This is a genomic window from Mesorhizobium humile (assembly GCF_033977215.1).
Taxonomy (GTDB): Bacteria; Pseudomonadota; Alphaproteobacteria; order Rhizobiales; family Rhizobiaceae; genus Mesorhizobium; species Mesorhizobium humile.
This window is the reverse complement of the sequence record NZ_JAVIIV010000016.1, coordinates 50,031-67,963: the sequence shown is the minus strand read 5'-3', so window position 1 is coordinate 67,963 and position 17,933 is coordinate 50,031. Positions and strand designations below refer to the sequence as shown.

The window sequence follows — 17,933 nt, the reverse complement described above, 5'->3', positions numbered from 1 at the left end:
TCTTTGAGATCAGACATGATCACTCCTTAGCACCATTTACTTAATCCCTAATTGCCCGAGAGCCAAGCGACTCGCGCTAATTTCCGGTATTATGTGGCTGTCACAGCCGCATGTTATCTCCGCATCGGTTTCAAGCGGGCCGAACTGGTCAGCGATCCTTCTGGCGTTGGAGCGCCAGAAACCTCGGCTAGAGGCCCAGATACGGGTTGTCAAACGCCATCCGGAACTGCCCGTTTGCGTCATGAAAAATGCCCCACCTTCGGGTTCATGATGTCCGTTGAAGGTTAGTTCCGTCAGTGACGGGCCGGAGCGAGGCGGAGCCGATCGGAGGGGTGTCACCGACGGGCGACCTGATGAGGCCGCTTCGCTTGGCGCGGAGCTAGTATCTGTCGCCCCGTCGGTGGCAGGCTTAAGCACACCTCCGGAGAGGAGATCTGAGCAGCCTCGGCTCATCCCAAGAACCTGTTTTCACGGTGCCATTGTAGTGCAGCCGGTGACGGAAGCGCTGCCGGACTTCTGGGATCACGGAGCGCATCGCCATGCAAATCATAGTAGTGCTTGCCGTTTTCGAAATCCGCCTTCAGCCGGCCGCTAACGACAAATCGCCGCTTCTCGTCGATCGTCACGTAACCAAGATCAAACAGTTTGTGGATGTCGGTCCGCAGTAGCACACCATTGGCAGCCTCGTGCATCCCTCCGTCAGCATAGGAGCGGATGTGCGCCGCATCGAGAATTGGAAGTGTCCTTTCTCCGCTGACGGCGCAGCGCCGCTCATAGGCGTCAGTCACGATGACGCGAAATGCACCCTGCCCGAGCCGCGGCTTCACCAGCGTAGGAGCTCCGTATTTCGCTGGCTGTTCCCAGCCGGCGGGAGATATGGCACTTGCAGTACGCGAAAACACTGCCTCCCAAAGCGCTCGACCCTCGTCTTCGTTGGCGTCAAAGCCACGCCCCACCACGATATTGGATTTCCAGCTGGCGGGGATGGGAAGCCAGAGATCACGAGGCCAAAAGAACGGGGACGTGAGAATCCGACATCCGATTACCGGATCGACGCGGGAACTGAGTGGATCATCTGGACGATACCGACGAATGCGCTCACGCATTTCAGGAAGACTGCGGACGCCGTTATTCATGCCGAACGCCTCCCAAGCAAGCGAAAGCGGGAGACTCGAAGAAGTCGAGAAGATACCTCCGCCGACGATGAAGTTCATCGGTGCATGGAGTTTGAAGAGGAAAAGCTCTCCCGGCCTTAGGGCGCGGAAATTCGTCCGCCCGCTTGGCGCCCAAAAATTCACCTCGTCCGGTTGACTACCGGACAGGAAATCGAACCAGTCCTTGTCGGTGACAGCGACGAAAATCTTGAGCACGCGGTATCATGTAATAAAGACGATACTGAAGCAATATCAGGCAGCTACCATGACGGTGATCGCCTCCGCGCACGCAGTGTGGAGACATCATCAATGAGCGCTTGTCCAAAATTTAGTGATCTACTCAGCAGCCTGAATAGAGGGTATCTCATTGCCAAAGATCAACGCATCTTCGGAAGCGGCCGAATACAACTCGTCCATCTGCGCTTCTAGAGCCGAAAGGGCGGTTAGCCGAAGGACCATGTTCCGAAGCCAGCGCTGCTCCTCCAACGTCATAGGCCTCCCCTCGAGGCGAGTGACATGACGATAGCCAAGCCATTTCCGGATGGTTTGATAGCCCCCAAGTTCATATCGCCATGCCATCATAGGAACGTTGGCTAGATATACATCATTGTTGATCCAAAGCTCTCCGCTAACATCGTCGCTTGGCACGAAACGTCCCGGGGCCGCCCCAAAGTAGGAAATGGTGACGCGAAGGTCGTCGGCGCTCATGGGTTGACCGTCTGATCGCCGGATTGCTGCAATGCTGGCCACCTTATCACGGCCGAGTATTTCACGAAGCACGGACGATGCGTCGGTCGAACAGTCCATCAGGGCCGCGACAAGACGACCCAATTCACCCACCTGTCGAGCTAGTGCCGGATTTTGTGGTACTGGCACCCGAGCCCAGTCGGCCGCCAAAGCGCTCGCATGCTCCATGCGATAAGCGGGCGAGTTCATGATCGCCAAACAAATGTGGACCAACTCGTTTGCACAGAGATGAGCATCGGGGGCTTCGAGTCCCCCCGCCTTGTCCCAAGCTTCGCGAAGCGAAGCCCAGATTTCTGGCGACATATTGGCCAAACGGCCTCCAGTCAGGGCGTCAATCCTAACGACAGCCGGAATGGCGACCGATCCGCGGTCATGAACATGCAGATCTAGAAGCGTCCGGGAAAAGAGTGGTCTTGCTTCCGAGACTTTGCGCGGTTCAGGCACCGCGATCAGGAAGCACTCACAGTCAACATTGGCCCCGAGCGTCTCCCGGGGCTCATTTAATAGTTTGAGTCTGTCCTCATAGTAGATCCACCGCTGGTCGAACGGGAACAGAAGATAAGGCTTAACGCGACTCTCGTCGAAGCCCAGCTTCCGGAGGCTGTTCCAGACCTTCTCCGGGGCGTAACGGGCGCGCGGAATCGCCAGCCCGGGACAGGCGCTCGACGCGTTTACGAAACTTTCGGCTTTGACATATGCGGCAATGCGATCCGTTAGAGTCTTCTTACTCACGTCAATGAGACTGCCGGTAATGCCCCTATTGGGATTTATTCCCTGCATGCGAATTGGGAAAAGCTCTTCTAGACTTGGCCACGCCTCATAACCGGCGGCATGTGCGTGCGGCGCTAACCGCCAACGGTTCTGCCTCGTGGGCGTTAGCCGACGATATTGCGCTGCGCTTTCCGGAGAGAGCAATTGCCGACGTTTCGAGGCCGCCTTCCCCCAGAAATCTCGATATTGAACAACGGTCTCTTCCGGTTTAGTGCGCTCGGCTCCTCTCTTGAGGAACGTTGCGATGGCAACGCCTGTCTGGATGCCTCTTGGGTCATTCTCGGTGGTGAAAACGCTTTGATCGGCAGTGCCTGCACCAGCGATTCCCGCGGGGATGACTTTGCCGGTTCGGTATTTGTCACCGTTCAGGTTGTCGATCCAGATTTCGTGAAAGTTACAAAGCAGGGACTCCCGCATGATTGGGTGAGAACGCCCGGTTAGCCAGGACGAATTTGTGATCAGAGATACCAGCCCGAAGTCGCGCTCCTCAGCGATCTCCCGTTCTGCCAGTCTGTAAAACCTGACGTAGAGGTCATTGAGCAGTTGTTTGCGCACGCCCCAGTGGCGAAACAACAATGTCGTTCGATCTTGCACCAGCTCTGTGATGCCGTCGCGTCGCCTTCGTTCAATATAGGTAACCCCTTTGTAGTGATCGATCAGCCCGGCCTCCTCCTCCATCTTGACTGCGGCCTGCCGGTCATAGGGCGGATTGCCCAATATAACAACGATATCAGCATCTTGCTTGATCGATTGCGCAGCTTCGAATTCTTGCTGAAGTTCCGGAAAGTTGAGGTGAAGCTGACGTCGGTCGTTCCATCCGGTGAGAGCGTTGGTAAGAAAGATGCCAAGCCGCTGATCGTTTGGCGGCGGTGCTCTTAGATCACTCAGCATCACGTAGAGCTGAAGTTGTGCGATCGCGAACGGTGCAGTGAGAACCTCAAAGCCAAAAATTCGGGTTGTTAGAGCCTTGAGCAGCGAGAGGCCGACGAGTCCTTCTTCGCCTGTCGTTCGGAGTTCCTCGGCAATGCAACGTGCTGCTTCGAGAATATAGGCCCCAGTCCCACAACACGGATCGAGGAGAACTACGTTTTCATCTGCCAAACCGAGCGGACAGCCAAGTTCCTGCTTAAGGAGTTCGTGTGCTCGCCGGACCTGGTACCGAACTATCTCGGGGGGCGTGTACCACACTCCCATAGTCTTCTTGAGCGCCGGATCGAAAGCTTCTAGAAACGGTTCATAGAAGTAGGTCATCGCGGCGCTGGCGACGTCTCCGTCTGACAAAGACGGAAAGGTCATCTGCTGACGGAAGACTTCGAGCTCCACCCGATTCAATGTGTCAGTTGCACGGTCAAGGTGACGTTCCAGATCGAGATGCCTTAGGCGGCTCGGGTTTCGGAATTCGTGAAACAGGCCCGCCAAGAACGGAATCCTGAGATATCGGTTTATCCGGTCCCAACCAAAACTGGTGCCGTCCTGCTCGCGCTGCCATAGCGCCCAAGCCGCGAACAGACCGTAGAAGGCCGTCTGAATTAGCGTCGACCTGAAAAACTCACGACCTTCCTCGTCATCTAGGTCGAAGCTAAGCCCCAATGCGTCTTTGTAGTCCTCAAGAAGGGTCTCGAGACCGCGGAGATCGCTTGGCAGAGCTGCCTTCGCTGCTTTGGCCTGCAGCGCCAATACACGGGCAAGGGTGGCCGGCTCTCCAATTGGCACGCTATCCAGCAGAGTAGTTTGAAGCAATTCTACCAGGTCGTTTGTTTCGCGACCGGCTCGTCCGGCCGGCCACAAACAAGCTGTTCGGACCAGCTCCCGGTCGCCGGGCTTCACACGATCCGACCCACGACTATGGCCCGCGCGGCATAACACCAAGCCGATTTCGCCAACGTTGCAGACAAGAACTACGCCCGTACGGGCGAGATATCGGCCAATCTGATCGTTTCTGTCTGTCGAGAAAGCGAGTTCTTGAATACTAGTACTTGGAGTTTTTGCTTCGCCGTATGCGGCGATCAATGCTCCGTCAGCGAGGACGAAGTCGGGCCGATCTCGCCCCCTATCTGGACGAAGCTCACTGGTGCCGGTGCGAACTTCGAATGGAAATTTCAGATGTGATAGTGCCGTCGAAAGAAGCTGTCGGATCCAAGGATAGTAGCTTTCTTCTGTGACGCCGGGTTGTGCAGCGAGCGCACGCGTTTGACGCTCATAATCCTCAAGCGCAACGCGAAGCTCCTGCACTCTTTGTCTCCACCCAGTCCCGGGGCAGAGATTTGAACACAATATTGGTAAACAAAGATTGATTCACCCACAGCCTGATCAGCATGTGGTCCGCTATTGGTCGCCAGTCACCGATATGGAAGCTGGCCAGCGGCAACGAATCTATCGAATGTATCTGGAGTTTCCTCTTCAGCTTGCTGTCGCGGCCCTTCGCCCACAAAATGCAAAAGGGTGATTTCCTGGTCGTATCGATCGGATCGAAAGCACATTTCATAGACCGGATCAGGGAACCAGACATTGGCAGGCTGCATCGTCCCGGTAATCGCAACATCCGAATAATCACCCCGAGCTGCAAAGGCCCTCTGGGGCAATGCGAAGACCGAGTTCTTCGTCCGAATGAAACACCCCGCCTTGAATGCCGGGCCACTCGACTTTGCCCAATGAGCGAAACCTTCGTTGGATACGACCATGATCGCCTTGGTCTCTGTGTATTCGAGCCAACGCAAAATCGTCGCGGTCAACGACACGCCGTAGCGTTTTGCGAGGCGCCCTAGGATTTCGAAATCGGGACGGTTCTTTGCAGGAAGCTGCCTGCGAAAGTCGTGGAGCGGCATCAGGAGCGCTGCAGCAAATTCGTCGGCCTCCTTCTCAATGCCTGAGCCTTCGCGGCGAACGACGCTGTTCTCATCACAGAAGATGCCGTGATCGTATGCGTCATCCTCTTCAATCAGCTTTCTATGCAACACGTAGTGTCCAAGCTCGTGCCCGATCGTGAAAGCACGCCGACCGGACGACTGGTCGGTGTTGTACAGTATCGCCCATTGGCGAGGCCTGGCTTCACTATAAACAAGTGCACCAACGCAACCGGTCAGGTTTCGTGCTGAGACCTCGTGAATGGGGCCATTGGGCTCGATCTGGGCTGAATACTCAAGCGCCAGTTGCCGAACGTCGATGGGTCCGCGGTCGAACCGGTCCGGACCCAGGACAAGATCGAGCATCTGGGTGATGCGAGTAGCCTCTCTCAACGGCCGCGGCCGGTTCGGCTCTGTCATTTGCCCTTCTTCGTTCCAAGGATCTTGGCCATTTCCCGAAGCTGACGTCGCGTCTCTTCGGGTAGACTACTGTATTCGCGGAAGAATGCCTTGTCCTCAGCCTTTTCCAGAGTCTGCTCGTCCGTGCCGATAAGGTAGTCGACCGTCACCCCCAATGCCGCGGCGATGGCAGCGAGTTTTTCGGCCGACGGGCGGGGCGGATTCTTGTTCTCCAGCTCCCAGATGTAGCTCTTCGACGAATTAGTCTCCTGGGCAAGCTGATCCAGCGTAAGCCCTCGCCTCGTCCGCAAGTCTTTGATCCGAGTACCAAATTTCATTTCAGCTTACCACCGTGGTTCTTCCTGGCTCCCCGTTATTCACAAGTTCGGAATAGGCATACTGTAGGGCCCTTGACAGCGGCATTCAAGCTACCCATCTTTGTTCGGAGTAGCGGCATTTTGAATTAGTTCATAGTGACACTACCGACTTAGAGGGAGGACAACATGACGATCAACGATCAATCGGGACTGAGTCCCGGGATGGAGAAGAAACTTGACTACGCAGTTTGCCTTTAACGGTCTCAACCCGTTTGACGATCCTCTCGACCGTATCCTCGCCGAAATCGCGCTAAGCATCCAGCTCCCGCCCTCGCTGCACGACAAGGCAGCGGGCCGCTACGAAGCGGTCAGGACCTTTCTTGAGGATACGGTGGCTTTCAGGGATCAGATCGAGCACTTTTATCCGCAAGGATCTATGGCGATCGACGCCACTATTTCCAATCGTGGCACCGACGACGAGTATGATCTCGATGTCGTGTCGCAGCTCGGCGGCCGGTTCCGGTCGATGACGCCCCTCGATATCCTGAAAGAGCTCGAGAAGGCGCTCGCCGACTATCCTGTCCAGCGTATCCGCAGGCAGACCCGCTGTGTGACGCTCTACTATGCCGACAAGATGCATCTCGACGTGACGCCGGCATTGCGGAATTTCGGAACGCGGGAGCGTGAGAGCTTCATCACCCATGCCAAAGGTCCGCAGCCGTCGGCCGCTGACCGTTTTGTGGACATGAATGCCTATGGCTTCGCCGAGTGGTATCACGCCAGGACGCCGGTCGAAGCCCGGATGGCAGAGGAGTTTCATCGTCGGTGGCGCGATCTCGACGGGTTGCGGTTTCGCGCGGAGGCCGAGGTGGACGATGTTCCCGATCAAGCCGACTTTGTCGTCAAGAACACCGCTACACTTGCACTTCAGCTGATCAAACGGTTCCGCAACATCATTTATGCCGGATATGCGGGGCGCATCCCACCATCGGTGATGCTTTCCTTCTATGCCGGAAGGGCGGCCCAGCCGAACACGGCACTTTCAGCCATGGTGATCCGCATCTCAAAGTGGATCATCGCTGACATTGAGAACGCATCTCTCTACGGAAAGAACCTCCACGTCGCCAACCCTGTCTGCGACGACGACGTGTTCACGGACCGCTGGCCGGAGTCGGTCGATCAGCAAAACGAATTCGCCCGTCATCTTCGCGCGCTAGTCGACGGCCTGGAAAAGATGCGTCAGGGCGAGATGTTCCCCGACGACATGATGGAATGGCTGAGGCGCATTTTCGGAGACCGCGTCGTGACACGCGCGGCAGAAAATATCGCTGCCGAGGTCGGAGGCGCAATTCAGAAGTCGCAGCAGCTCTACGGCCGCCGGGGCGGGCTGGTCCTCCCGAAACCCTCGATCATCACCGGCACGGCCGCCACATCCGTCGCCGCCCCGACCGTCGCGGCAGCAAAGCCACATACTTTCTTCGGAAAGAAAATCTGACATGGCGCAGCTCCTTCCTCTTGAGGAGCAGATCGCCGCGATGAAGGCGACCTGGCCCGAACTCGCTCCACGCAACATTGATCGCCGACTCCGGTCGGCACGATGGGTGGGGCGGGTTCGCGCGCAACACTGCTGGTACACGATCGAGATTCGCTATCAGATCGGTTCGATGCCTCAGGTCAGGGTGCTCGCTCCGATCCTTGTTCGCCTACCAGGCAACGAGGAAGGAGAACTCCCCCATGTTTACCCACCGTCAAACGACCCGACGCTTTGCCTTTTCGATCCGCGGACAGGTGAATGGGATGCATCCATGGCACTGGCGCACACCATCGTTCTTTGGACCCTCGATTGGCTAACTTGTTACGAACTTTGGCTGATGACCGGCAAATGGACCGGTGGCGGCCGCCACGCCGGTGATTCGGTGCCGATCTCAACGGAGAATGCACAATGACCTACATGCCCCCTCGTCGGTCAGATGGGACCATTCAGCATGCGCGCAAAAAGCTCGCCTGGCCTAAGGACCGCCTGTTCAGAATCCTGTCGATTGACGGTGGCGGAATTCGGGGGGTCTTCCCCGCCGCCTACCTTGCAGAGATCGAGAAGCGGTTCCTTGGTGGAGCGTCCATCGCCAATAATTTCGACATGATCGCCGGCACTTCCACGGGAGGCATCATTGCGCTTGCGCTCGGCCGCGGAATGACGGCCAGCCAAGCATTGGACATTTATCTCGAGCGAGGTGACCGCATATTTCCTCCCCGTTCCGGCGTCAGCAAGTGGGCCCGCGCGGTCCGTTGGGTGTTCAAGCCCAAGCATGACCAGAATGTTCTGAAAGACGAACTGCTTCGCATCTTCGGCGACATGGTGCTCGATTCTTCAGCCAAGCGCCTGGTGATACCCAGCTTCGAAGGTCGCCACGGAGAGCCGTTCCTATATAAGACACCGCATCACCCGGACTATCAGAAGGATCGGCACAAGAAGTTCGCCCATGTCGCGCTGCACACGACCGCTGCGCCATCCTACTATCCCGGAGTGGATGACGACGGCTACATCATGATCGATGGCGGAATCTGGGCGAACAATCCTGTCATGAATGCCGTCGTAGATGCGCTCGCCTGCTTTGACGTCCCGCGCGAGAATGTCCGCGTCTTGAGCCTGGGCACCGGTGAAGCGACCTTCACCGTCGACGAGAAAGCGCGATCTGGAGGAGCCATGGAGTGGGCCTTCATGCGGAGCTTCAATGCTGCCGCCCGGGCACAGTCCAAGAACGCGCTCGGTCAGGCCTATCTGCTGCTGGGCAAGAACAACGTGGTCAGGATCGACGTTCCAGAGAGCGACAAGCCAATCGCCCTTGATGATGTTGCCCGTTCGCTGCGCGAGTTGCCTCTCGTTGCGCGTAGTCTCGTGGAAGGCTCAGGGCACCATGTCCAGAACCTGTTCCTGGAAGATGGCGCCGACGTCTTCGAGACCTGCCCCGTCGTCCCGGCCCAGGCTTCAGGTTAGCTGCGTTCCATTCCAGCTCAGTTGGTCCGTGCCTTCGCAGGCGCCCTTGACGGCATCCTGAAGTGATTTCGGACGGATGAGAATGCTATCGAACGGAAGCAAGCGTTCGTCGAACCATCGCGGCCATGTCGTGGTAGTGGGCGAGTCCTCTAGCCGTGCGTCGGATGCGACTAACAGCAATGTTCGCCGCCTTGGCTTCGCTTGAGACGTTCGCCCGGGCATACCATCATCAACCGCACCAATTTCAAGACCGAGACATCCTCTCCGCACCCGCAAGAGCGGCCACCTCTGACTGCGTCTCGCTGCGCCAGAGTGTCCTGTTTGCACGTCGGGATAGCACCACTACAAGCCAAGCCAAACATGAGCCTTCCCCACATCCCGGCCTCCGACTATTTGGAACGAGATACCCGCGGATGGCATAGTGCTTGGACTAGCGCCGTGCACGCCGCCTGCCCTGCTCGAGGATCAAGGCAATGAAGTGCGACGTCATCTCCTACCCTCCGCGTGGCCTGTCGCGCGAGGAAGCAGCACGATACGTTGGCGTCGGAGTAACAAAATTCGACCAAATGGTTGCCGACAGACGCATGCCGAAGCCAAAGAAAATAGATAGTCGTGTGGTCTGGGATCGCCTCAAACTGGAGGCAGCGTTTACCGATCTTTCCGGTGACGATGACGAAAATATTGTCGACTTTCTCTTGCAAGGGAATCATCGTGGATAATAGTCTGGTTCCTTGATGGAACGGCGTCTGAGAGACAAATATCCGGGCCTATCCTCCTACAAGGATCGGCATGGAACGACGCGCTGGCGCTACCGCGCCAACGGACGCCTAGTGTCGCTGCCGGCCCCAAATGAGCCAGCATTCGAGGAAGCCTATCAGGCCGCGGTCGAGGGCCGAAAAGTCCGCAAAGCGCCGGTTGTAACGATGCCCGGGGCCGCGTTGCCGGGCACTTTCGGTTCGGCTGAGCAGCGATTGAAGGCCTCGGTCAAGTGGCTTGCCCATGACGAGAGCACGAAATTAAAGAACAGCCGTCTGATCGAGGAATTTCTGGGGCTGAGGGTTGTCCAGGACCACCCGCTTACGTGGCGGGATGTGCCTGTGAAGAACCTTCGGCGCGTCCATGTCGAAGAGCTCCTGGGTCGCTTCATCGCAACGCCGCACAAGGCGAAGCATCTGCTGGTCGCGATACGCAAGCTTGTCAACGTCGCGATGCGGCTGGATTGGATCGAAGTAGACCCGACAGCGGCCGTGGAATGGCGTCCTGCCTACACCGGCTGGAAAGCTTGGCCAAGCGAAGCAATGCAGAAGTTTGAGCGGCGGTGGGCGATCGGGACGGCCGCACGCACCTGCTACGGCCTCGCGCTTTGGCTGGGCAATCGTCGCGGTGATGTCGCCGATTTGCGATGGGATCAGAGGGTCACACGCAGGGTCATGATCGATGGCGAAGAACGTCAGTTCGACGGCTTCGACATCATCCAGGCAAAGAACAAGAACAGGACCGGGGGCAAGCGGCTTTTCGTGCCCATAACGCCGATGCTAGCCGAGATCCTCGATGCAGCCGACAAGCGCGGCGAAACCGTGCTGGTGACCGCCTATGGCGAGCGGTTCTCCGCCAAATCCCTGACCGGGACGATGGCGCATTGGTGCAAGCTCGCGGGGCTTCCGAAAGGCCTGACGTTGCACGGACTAAGAAAGTCACTTGGCGTCTATCTCGCCGAGGCAGAGGCCTCGACTAGGCAGCTTATGGACGTGCTCGGTCACGACGACATTGAACACGCAGAACTCTATTCGCGCGAGGCATCCCAGGTTCGTCTGGCGGTGCAAGGCATGGATCGAGTCGTGCGGCTGGTGACCCGCAAGCCGATGGTTGGCGAACCTTTTGGCGAACCTGTTGGCGAACCTACCCGTAAGCCATTGATAAATAACGATAATGGTGGGCCCGGAGGGACTCGAACCCCCAACCAAGCGGTTATGAGCCGCCGGCTCTAACCATTGAGCTACAGGCCCCACGCGGGCTGGCTTAGTGTTTTTCGCTCGTCTGCACAAGGCTTTCAAAGGTTCTGGCGGGAACCGTCAAAATCAGCCCATATTCGCTGCGTAGAGCGGCTTGCGCCCATAAGGCGCGTGAACAGGTCCAGGCCCATGCACCGCATCGCAGGGAATCGGCGCCTTTGCGGGGTCGAGTGAGATGCGGCGCGGGTGCTGCGGACTGCAGACTTCGAGGAGTTTTCATGACCAGACATCTTTTGCCCATCGCGCTCGCTGCCGCGGTCGCGTTCCCGGCGCTTGCACGCGCCGCCGACACCCAGCCCCCGCCCCGCATCATCGTGTCCGGCGAAGGCGAAGCGACCGTGGCGCCCGACATGGCGATTCTTTCGCTCAGCGTCATGCGCGAGGCCAAGAGCGCGCGCGAAGCGCTCGATGCCAACAACGACGCCATGGCGGCGGTGATCGCGGCGATGAAATCCGCAGGCATCGCCGACCGCGACCTGCAGACCGCCGGCATCCAGATCAACCCGCGCTACAATTACACCAACAAGGCCGACGGCAGCCAGGAAGCCGAGCTCGTCGCCTATCAGGTGACCAACACGCTGTCGGTGCGCGTGCGCAATATCGACAAGACGGGCGAGATCCTCGACAAGGCGGTGTCGCTCGGCGTCAATCAAGGTGGCGGCATCACCTTCACCAATGACGATCCGAAGGCGACGATCACCGAGGCGCGCAAGAAGGCCGTCGCCGACGCGATGGCCAAGGCAAAGACGCTCGCTGAAGCTGCCGGCGTCAGCCTGGGCAAGGTGCTCGAGATCACCGACCAGAATGTCGCGCCGGTGCCGATGCCGATGGCGGCCAAGTCGTTCGATGCGGCCCGTTCGGCCGTGCCGGTGCAAGCCGGCGAGAATTCCTACAACGTCCAGGTCGCGGTCACCTTCGAGCTGAAGTGACATCCGGCCGGCGTCGCAAGGCATGCCGTTAATAAAAAGCCCCGGAGGATCGATCCTCCGGGGCTTTTTGGAGCCGCGCCTTATTTGAGGGGCTCCGCTAAGAGGCGATCCTCGCAGAGGATCGTCCTTCCAGCTCATCGATGCTTTGGGATTGATCTTCGCAGAAGATCATATCCAGCGGCAATCCTCTTTGAGGATCAGCTCCAGTCTCAGCGATAGATGATCGGGCAGCCGCGCTCGTTGGCGAACACCACCACGACACGGTCGCCATACTGGCGGCCGGCCACCTTCACGGTACGGCGGCTCATGTCGACGATGCGCGCGCGATCGAGACCCATGCGCTCGGCCTTGTCGAGGGCGCGTTCCGGCGAGCAGCCGCGCCAGTCGCGGTCGCGGTTACGGCGCCAGTCACGGCGATAGCCGTCGTCGTCGCCGGTGTAGATGCCGAAACGCGGGTCGTGCCTGTCCCCGAAACCGAGATAGAGGCTGTCCGCATGCGCCGGGATGGCGGCCAAAGTGCCAAGCCCGACAAGGGCCGAAAGGGCTGCCGTCTTGATCGTGGTGAACATCGTCTTCTCTCCTTGTTGTGGGCTGTCGCCCGTAGAACCAATGATTGGAAAATGCCTTTTTGTGTCTGAACTTTCCGCGAACCGGCCATTCATGCTCGGTTCATATAAGCGCGAACCCGCCAGGGTTCGTCGCTCGTTGTGCTTAAACGCGAACTCACCACGGTTCGTCCTTAAACGCGGACGGCTCAGCCTTGGTCATCAATATGCGTTGCGAACCGGTTACGATTCGTCGCCAGACGTGAACCCGTCAGGGCTCGTCATCCAGATGCAAACCCGTCAGGGCTCGTCATCCAGTATATAATCAAAGTAGTCATCCGGGTCGGCCAGATCGGTCTCCTTGGCCTTCACACGGCCCCGGATTGAAATGCCGGCATCGTGCACAGTCTCGGCGCTCCCCGAAACAAGCCTGTGCCACCAGTAGAGATCATGTCCCTCGGCAATAAGCCGGTAGGCGCAGGTCTTTGGCAGCCAGGTGATGGTGCGCACATTCTGCGGCGTCAGGCCGACGCAATCGGGCACCCGCGCCAGGCGGTTGGCATAGTCGGAGCAACGGCAGTTCTGCGCGTCGAACAGCCTGCAGCCGACGCTTGTCCAGAAGATCTCGCCCGTATCCTCGTCCTCGAGCTTCGACAGGCAACATTTGCCGCAGCCGTCGCAAAGCGATTCCCATTCGTCCGGGGTCATCGCCTCAAGCGTCTTGGTTTTCCAGAACGGAGCGGTCATTTTGCTGGATTTGGCCCTCCGCGGCCTTCCGGTCAAGCGCTGCTGTGGCGCTGACCCCGTATCAACATTAGAAAAACACGAAATTGCCTTCAAAACGCCGGTCGGGCATCCTTGGCTGGCGCCAATGCCTGACGGAACCAATTGCGGTTGATGAAAGTTTGGGCAGGGATGGGACCCCACTAGGAGAAAATTGATATGAAACGCCAACCACGGATTCTGGCGGGCACGGCAATCGGCCTGCTGATGGCATCCGCGCCGTTGGGCGCGTACCCGCTGCAGGGGGGTGTCGCTTCGGGCAGCCTGCATGGCGCGCCACTCATTCTCGCGCAGACCGCCTGCGCCGAAGGCCAGTCGGCCGAGGAATGCGCCCAAGCCGGCAGCGGCCAGCAAGGGGAACAGCCGCGCAAAAAGAAGCGCGACCAGCAGCAGCAAAGCGAATCGGCGCCGGCAGCCGAACAGGCCGCGCCTGCCGAGACCGAGCAGAAACCGCGCAAGAAACGGCAAGACCAGCAACAGATGGATAATGGTCAGTCCGGGGAAGCCGCGCCCGCCGAGCAGCAACTCAAGCCGCGTAAGAAGCACGACCAGCAGCAGCAGACCGAGGCGGCGCCCGCCGACCAGGGCGGCCAGCCCGCGACCGACGAGCAGCCGATCAAGCCGCGCAAGAAGCGCGATCAGCAGCTGCAGATCGAGGCGGCCCCCGCCGATCAGGGCGGCCAGCCTGCGACCGACGAGCAGCAGCCGCGCAAGAAGAAGCGCAACCAGCAGCAGATCGAATCGGCGCCGGCTGAACAGCCCGCGCAGCAGATCGCGCCCGCCGCGAACGACCAGCAACAGGGCGACCAGCAAGGCAACCAGGGCCGCAAGAAGCGCAAGCACGATCAACAGCAGAGCGAACCGGCCGGGCAGGCCGGCGAGCAGGCTGCGCCGACCGAACAGACCGCCCCTGCCAATGATAACCAGCAGGGCGGCAACCAGTTCAAGAAGAAGCACAAGCAGAACCAGCAGAACGAGACCGCTCCGGCAGGACAGACACCGACCGAGCAGACCCAGAAGACCGCGCCGGCAGGCGAACCCGTGCAGCAGGCGCAACCGTTGCAGAATGGCGAGCAGCCGGCTCAGGGCGAACAGACCCTGGACAAGAAGAAGCGCGGCAAGAAGCCGACTGCCGAACAGCCGGCAAATGGTGAACAGCCCGCAACCGGCGAGCAGCCTGCAATTGGCGAGCAACCAAAGACCGGCGAGCAAACAAAGACTGGCCGTAAGCCCCTCACCGGCGAGCAGCAACCTGCCACCGGCGAACAGCCAGCCACCGGCAACCAGCCCGCCAACAATAACCAACCGGCCGCCGGCGGCAACGCCGCGCAGGGCGAAACCGCCAACCCGAACGAGGCTCCGGTTCTGGATAGCCAGAAAGATGCCGTGCGCAAGCACCGGGGCCGCAACGACAACGGCCAGAACGGCGGTGCCCAGACCGGTGGCGCTCAAACCGAAAATGGCCAGGCCGGCAATGGCCAGAACGCCAATCGGGCCGGACAGCAGCAGGGTGGCGAGCAGGCGCAGCAGCCTGCCCCGGTCGATCAGGGCCCGCCGCCCACCGACGACAAGACGGCGCAGCAGGCGATCCAGCCTGAAAAGATCGCTCCTGTGACCGAGGAAAAGGGCAAGCGCGTCGAACTCACGCCGCAGGACGTTGTCCGCGAGCGCCGGCGGCCGCAGGGTGCTGACGTGGTCAAGCAACTCGGAGACCGCGTGATCCTCCAGTTCAACAACCAGACATTCGTGGAAAGCAACGAGGCACCTCGCATCACGCGCGGCGCCAGAGACGTCTACTACGAGGATCTTTCGGGCGGCCGAACCCGTGAAATCGTGGAGCGCGACAACGGCGTCAGGATCGTCACCATCCGCAACCGAAACGGCGATGTCGTCAGGCGTTCGCGCATCATGCCGGACGGCCGCGAATATGTGCTGAGCTATGTCGACGAGCGTTATTACCACGACGTCGACGAGTGGCGCGATCCTGGTGACGACCTGCCGCCGATGCGGCTCGACATACCCCGCCGGGACTACATCCTCGATTCCGAGGATGTCCAGAGTGACGACGACTACTACACCTTCCTCGAGCAGCCGCCGGTGGAGAGGGTGCAGCGTCTATACTCGATCGACGAGGTGAAGCGGTCGGCCCGCGTGCGCGATATCGCCCGGCGTATCGACCTCGACACGCTGAACTTCGACTTCGGCTCGGCCACCATCTCCGACACCGAGGTGCAGAAGCTCGATGGCGTCGCCAACGCGATCGAAAAACTGCTCAAGAAGAACCCGGCCGAGACCTTCCTGATCGAAGGCCACACCGACGCCGTCGGCACGCCGGAGGCAAACCTCGCCCTCTCGGACCGCCGCGCCGAGGCGGTCGCCGAGGCATTGACCAACGCCTTTGGCATCCCGGCCGAGAACCTCACCACGCAAGGCTATGGCGAGGAATACCTCAAGGTGAACACACCCGGCCCGAACCGGGAGAACCGTCGTGTCGCGATCCGCCGCATCACCTCGCTGGTGGCGCCGGTGGCGAGCAACAGCGAGCAGTGATGCACGTTTGATTTCAAAAGCTTGATCGGATTTTTGGAATCAGCGCGAAAAGCCAAGGCCCGTCCCTCACAGGACGGGCCTTTTGTTGTCCGGCTCAAGAAGATTTGTTCCGGTTATCCCGCTAACTCATTGAATTGCCGCATTACGACACCCAAATTTTCTTCAGGGCGTTCCCTGCCCTGTCCCGACTCCAGCGGGACACACTGAGCCCCGCCGGGCCCCTCCCCGGCGGGGTTTTTTGTCTTGAAAACGGGGGCTACCTGACCGAAATACGGCCCAGAGCAATTCCAGGAAAAGTGCGAAGCGGTTTTCCGTTCGGAATTGCGTCAAAACAAAAGAGATAGAGCGGTTCGCCGTTTCCGTGAAACGGTGAACCGCTCTATCGCAATTTGACCGGAACCCTTTATGAAGCGTCTCGAACTCGCCATCGAATCCGTCATCCTGGCCTCGCGCTGGCTGCTGGTGGTCTTCTATCTCGGGCTCGGCGTGGCGCTGGCGACCTACGCGCTGTCTTTTGGCAAGAAGCTCTATGAGTTCATCATGAGCGCCTTCACGCTCGGCGACACCGACACGATCCTGAAGATGCTGGGGCTGATCGACGCCGCACTTGTCGCCTCGCTGGTGGTGATGGTCATCATCTCGGGCTACGAGAATTTCGTCAGCCGTTTCGACGAGCAGGACGGCGAGGTCCATTGGCTGGGAACGATCGATGTCGGCTCGCTGAAGGTCAAGGTCGCCTCGACCATTGTCGCGATCTCGTCCATCCACCTTTTGCAGGTGTTCCTCAACCACGCTTCCTACACGAGCGATCAGCTCATGTGGCTGACCGTCATGCATCTGGCCTTCGTCTTCTCGGCGCTTATGCTCGCCTATATCGACCGGGTGATGGCGTTGGCGAAGGGCAAGAAGGCCGAGGCGGAATAGATCCGCTCCTTTCAGTAGATGTTCCTGATGTTGGTGTCGGTCCTCGCAAACACTTCGTCCGGTACGAAGAAATCGCCTGCCAGTTGCCCCTTGGCGCCGGGCGCATAGATCGAAAAGTCCGCGACGCCTTCGGCACGCAGCACCTCTTCATCGATATAGAAATTGCCGGTCGCCTCGCGCGATGGGCGCAGGAAGATCGCGTGCGCGGCGTCGGCCATGATGTCGGGCGAGCGGCTCATCGCCGCGACCGTGGCGCCACCCAGCAAATTGCGCACGGCGGCCGTGTCGATGGTCGAGATCGGCCATAGCGAATTGACGGCAATGCCCTCCTTGGCAAACTCGGCGCTCATGCCAAGCGTGCACATCGACATGCCGAACTTGGCCATCGTGTAGGCGACGTGGTTCTTGAACCACTTGGCCTTCATGTCGAGCGGCGGCGCCAGATTCAGGATGTGAGGATTCTTTGCCAACTTAAGGTGGGGAATGCACATTTTGGAGACCAGGAAGGTGCCGCGCGTGTTGATCTGGTGCATCAGGTCGTAGCGCTTCATGTCGGTCTCCAGCGTGCCGGTGAGCTGAATGGCGCTGGCATTGTTGACGCAGATGTCGATGCCGCCGAACCGTTCGACCGTCTTGGCCACCGCCTCGGCGACCTGCGCCTCGTCGCGAATGTCGCAAAGCACCGGCAGCGCCTTGCCGCCGGCCTGTTCGATCTCCTCGGCCGCGCTGTAGATCGTGCCCGGCAGCTTCGGATGCGGCTCGGCGGTCTTGGCCGCGATCGTCACATTGGCGCCGTCGCGGGCCGCCCGCAGCGCGATCGCCAGCCCGATGCCGCGCGATCCGCCCGAGATGAACAGCGTCTTTCCGTTGAGCGACATCCTTCGCCTCCCTCTTCGATGTGCAGGCAAATTGCGCGGCGTACGGCCGTGGCGCAAGACCCAAGGAGCCAATCGGAGATTACGCT

14 protein-coding genes, 1 tRNA gene and 1 pseudogene are annotated in these 17,933 nt (G+C 59.4%); 8 read left to right on the top strand and 8 right to left on the bottom strand.

The window, feature by feature from the left end; all coding sequences use genetic code 11:
- Positions 1–449: 449 nt before the first annotated feature.
- The 4 genes from RFM52_RS22395 to RFM52_RS22380 all read right to left on the bottom strand — a co-directional run bounded on the left by RFM52_RS22395 (position 450) and on the right by RFM52_RS22380 (position 6,252).
- The gene (locus RFM52_RS22395; protein ID WP_320293519.1) at positions 450–1,370 is read right to left on the bottom strand and encodes an HNH endonuclease; all 921 of its coding nucleotides are present in this window, start codon (positions 1,368–1,370) and stop codon (positions 450–452) included.
- A gap of 120 nt (positions 1,371–1,490) precedes the next feature.
- Positions 1,491–4,904 (bottom strand): type ISP restriction/modification enzyme, encoded by a 3,414-nt coding sequence (locus RFM52_RS22390; protein ID WP_320293518.1) that lies wholly within the window; start codon positions 4,902–4,904, stop codon positions 1,491–1,493.
- Positions 4,905–5,011: 107 nt separating this feature from the next.
- Positions 5,012–5,935 carry an ImmA/IrrE family metallo-endopeptidase gene (locus tag RFM52_RS22385; RefSeq protein ID WP_320293517.1) on the bottom strand — a complete coding sequence of 308 codons (924 nt, stop codon included), beginning with the start codon at positions 5,933–5,935 and terminating at the stop codon, positions 5,012–5,014.
- Positions 5,932–6,252: a helix-turn-helix domain-containing protein gene (locus RFM52_RS22380; RefSeq protein WP_292316533.1), complete on the bottom strand. Its 321-nt coding sequence runs from the start codon at positions 6,250–6,252 to the stop codon at positions 5,932–5,934. Before RFM52_RS22380 ends, RFM52_RS22385 begins: the two co-directional genes overlap by 4 nt.
- Before the next feature lie 214 nt (positions 6,253–6,466).
- On the opposite strand from RFM52_RS22380, the gene RFM52_RS22375 reads away from it, so the two are divergent.
- The 5 genes and pseudogenes from RFM52_RS22375 to RFM52_RS22355 all read left to right on the top strand — a co-directional run.
- Complete coding sequence (locus tag RFM52_RS22375; RefSeq protein WP_320293516.1) at positions 6,467–7,726, top strand: nucleotidyltransferase domain-containing protein; 1,260 nt, start codon at positions 6,467–6,469, stop codon at positions 7,724–7,726.
- Position 7,727: 1 nt separating this feature from the next.
- Positions 7,728–8,177 (top strand): type II CBASS E2 protein, encoded by a 450-nt coding sequence (locus RFM52_RS22370; RefSeq protein WP_320293515.1) that lies wholly within the window; start codon positions 7,728–7,730, stop codon positions 8,175–8,177.
- The gene (locus RFM52_RS22365) at positions 8,174–9,226 is read left to right on the top strand and encodes a CBASS cGAMP-activated phospholipase (RefSeq protein ID WP_320293514.1); all 1,053 of its coding nucleotides are present in this window, start codon (positions 8,174–8,176) and stop codon (positions 9,224–9,226) included. The genes RFM52_RS22370 and RFM52_RS22365 overlap by 4 nt, the downstream gene beginning before the upstream one ends.
- A 473-nt stretch (positions 9,227–9,699) precedes the next feature.
- Entirely contained in the window at positions 9,700–9,945 is a 246-nt protein-coding gene (locus RFM52_RS22360) for a hypothetical protein (RefSeq protein WP_320293513.1), read from the top strand.
- A gap of 15 nt (positions 9,946–9,960) precedes the next feature.
- Positions 9,961–11,013: pseudogene (locus RFM52_RS22355) on the top strand (tyrosine-type recombinase/integrase); the annotation flags it as partial.
- Positions 11,014–11,156: 143 nt separating this feature from the next.
- Here the strand turns inward: RFM52_RS22355 and RFM52_RS22350 are convergent.
- Positions 11,157–11,232 (bottom strand) — tRNA-Ile (locus RFM52_RS22350).
- 224 nt (positions 11,233–11,456) lie between these two features.
- Here RFM52_RS22350 and RFM52_RS22345 point away from each other — a divergent pair.
- Positions 11,457–12,167, top strand: a complete 711-nt coding sequence (locus tag RFM52_RS22345; RefSeq protein WP_320293512.1) for an SIMPL domain-containing protein — start codon at positions 11,457–11,459, stop codon at positions 12,165–12,167.
- Positions 12,168–12,376: 209 nt separating this feature from the next.
- Here the strand turns inward: RFM52_RS22345 and RFM52_RS22340 are convergent, their stop codons facing one another.
- Both RFM52_RS22340 and RFM52_RS22335 read right to left on the bottom strand, forming a co-directional pair.
- A complete protein-coding gene (locus RFM52_RS22340; RefSeq protein WP_320293511.1) occupies positions 12,377–12,736 on the bottom strand; it encodes a hypothetical protein in 360 nt (119 codons plus the stop codon).
- Between the two features lie 276 nt (positions 12,737–13,012).
- A complete protein-coding gene (locus RFM52_RS22335; protein ID WP_320293510.1) occupies positions 13,013–13,459 on the bottom strand; it encodes a YcgN family cysteine cluster protein in 447 nt (148 codons plus the stop codon).
- 195 nt (positions 13,460–13,654) lie between these two features.
- Here RFM52_RS22335 and RFM52_RS22330 point away from each other — a divergent pair, with 195 nt between their 5' ends.
- Positions 13,655–16,045: an OmpA family protein gene (locus RFM52_RS22330; protein ID WP_320293509.1), complete on the top strand. Its 2,391-nt coding sequence runs from the start codon at positions 13,655–13,657 to the stop codon at positions 16,043–16,045.
- 405 nt (positions 16,046–16,450) lie between these two features.
- A complete protein-coding gene (locus tag RFM52_RS22325) occupies positions 16,451–16,969 on the top strand; it encodes a TIGR00645 family protein (RefSeq protein ID WP_320293508.1) in 519 nt (172 codons plus the stop codon).
- An 11-nt stretch (positions 16,970–16,980) separates the two neighbouring features.
- Here RFM52_RS22325 and RFM52_RS22320 read toward each other — a convergent pair whose 3' ends face one another.
- A complete protein-coding gene (locus tag RFM52_RS22320; protein ID WP_320293507.1) occupies positions 16,981–17,847 on the bottom strand; it encodes an SDR family oxidoreductase in 867 nt (288 codons plus the stop codon).
- Between the last annotated feature and the right edge of the window lie 86 nt (positions 17,848–17,933).

Coding starts and splice junctions, on each gene's coding strand:
- RFM52_RS22385 (WP_320293517.1), bottom strand. CDS start 5,935: ATGACAGAGCCGAACCGGCCGCGGCCGTTGAGAGAGGCTACTCGCATC.
- RFM52_RS22380 (WP_292316533.1), bottom strand. CDS start 6,252: ATGAAATTTGGTACTCGGATCAAAGACTTGCGGACGAGGCGAGGGCTT.
- RFM52_RS22370 (WP_320293515.1), top strand. CDS start 7,728: ATGGCGCAGCTCCTTCCTCTTGAGGAGCAGATCGCCGCGATGAAGGCG.
- RFM52_RS22365 (WP_320293514.1), top strand. CDS start 8,174: ATGACCTACATGCCCCCTCGTCGGTCAGATGGGACCATTCAGCATGCG.
- RFM52_RS22360 (WP_320293513.1), top strand. CDS start 9,700: ATGAAGTGCGACGTCATCTCCTACCCTCCGCGTGGCCTGTCGCGCGAG.
- RFM52_RS22345 (WP_320293512.1), top strand. CDS start 11,457: ATGACCAGACATCTTTTGCCCATCGCGCTCGCTGCCGCGGTCGCGTTC.
- RFM52_RS22340 (WP_320293511.1), bottom strand. CDS start 12,736: ATGTTCACCACGATCAAGACGGCAGCCCTTTCGGCCCTTGTCGGGCTT.
- RFM52_RS22335 (WP_320293510.1), bottom strand. CDS start 13,459: ATGACCGCTCCGTTCTGGAAAACCAAGACGCTTGAGGCGATGACCCCG.
- RFM52_RS22330 (WP_320293509.1), top strand. CDS start 13,655: ATGAAACGCCAACCACGGATTCTGGCGGGCACGGCAATCGGCCTGCTG.
- RFM52_RS22325 (WP_320293508.1), top strand. CDS start 16,451: ATGAAGCGTCTCGAACTCGCCATCGAATCCGTCATCCTGGCCTCGCGC.
- RFM52_RS22320 (WP_320293507.1), bottom strand. CDS start 17,847: ATGTCGCTCAACGGAAAGACGCTGTTCATCTCGGGCGGATCGCGCGGC.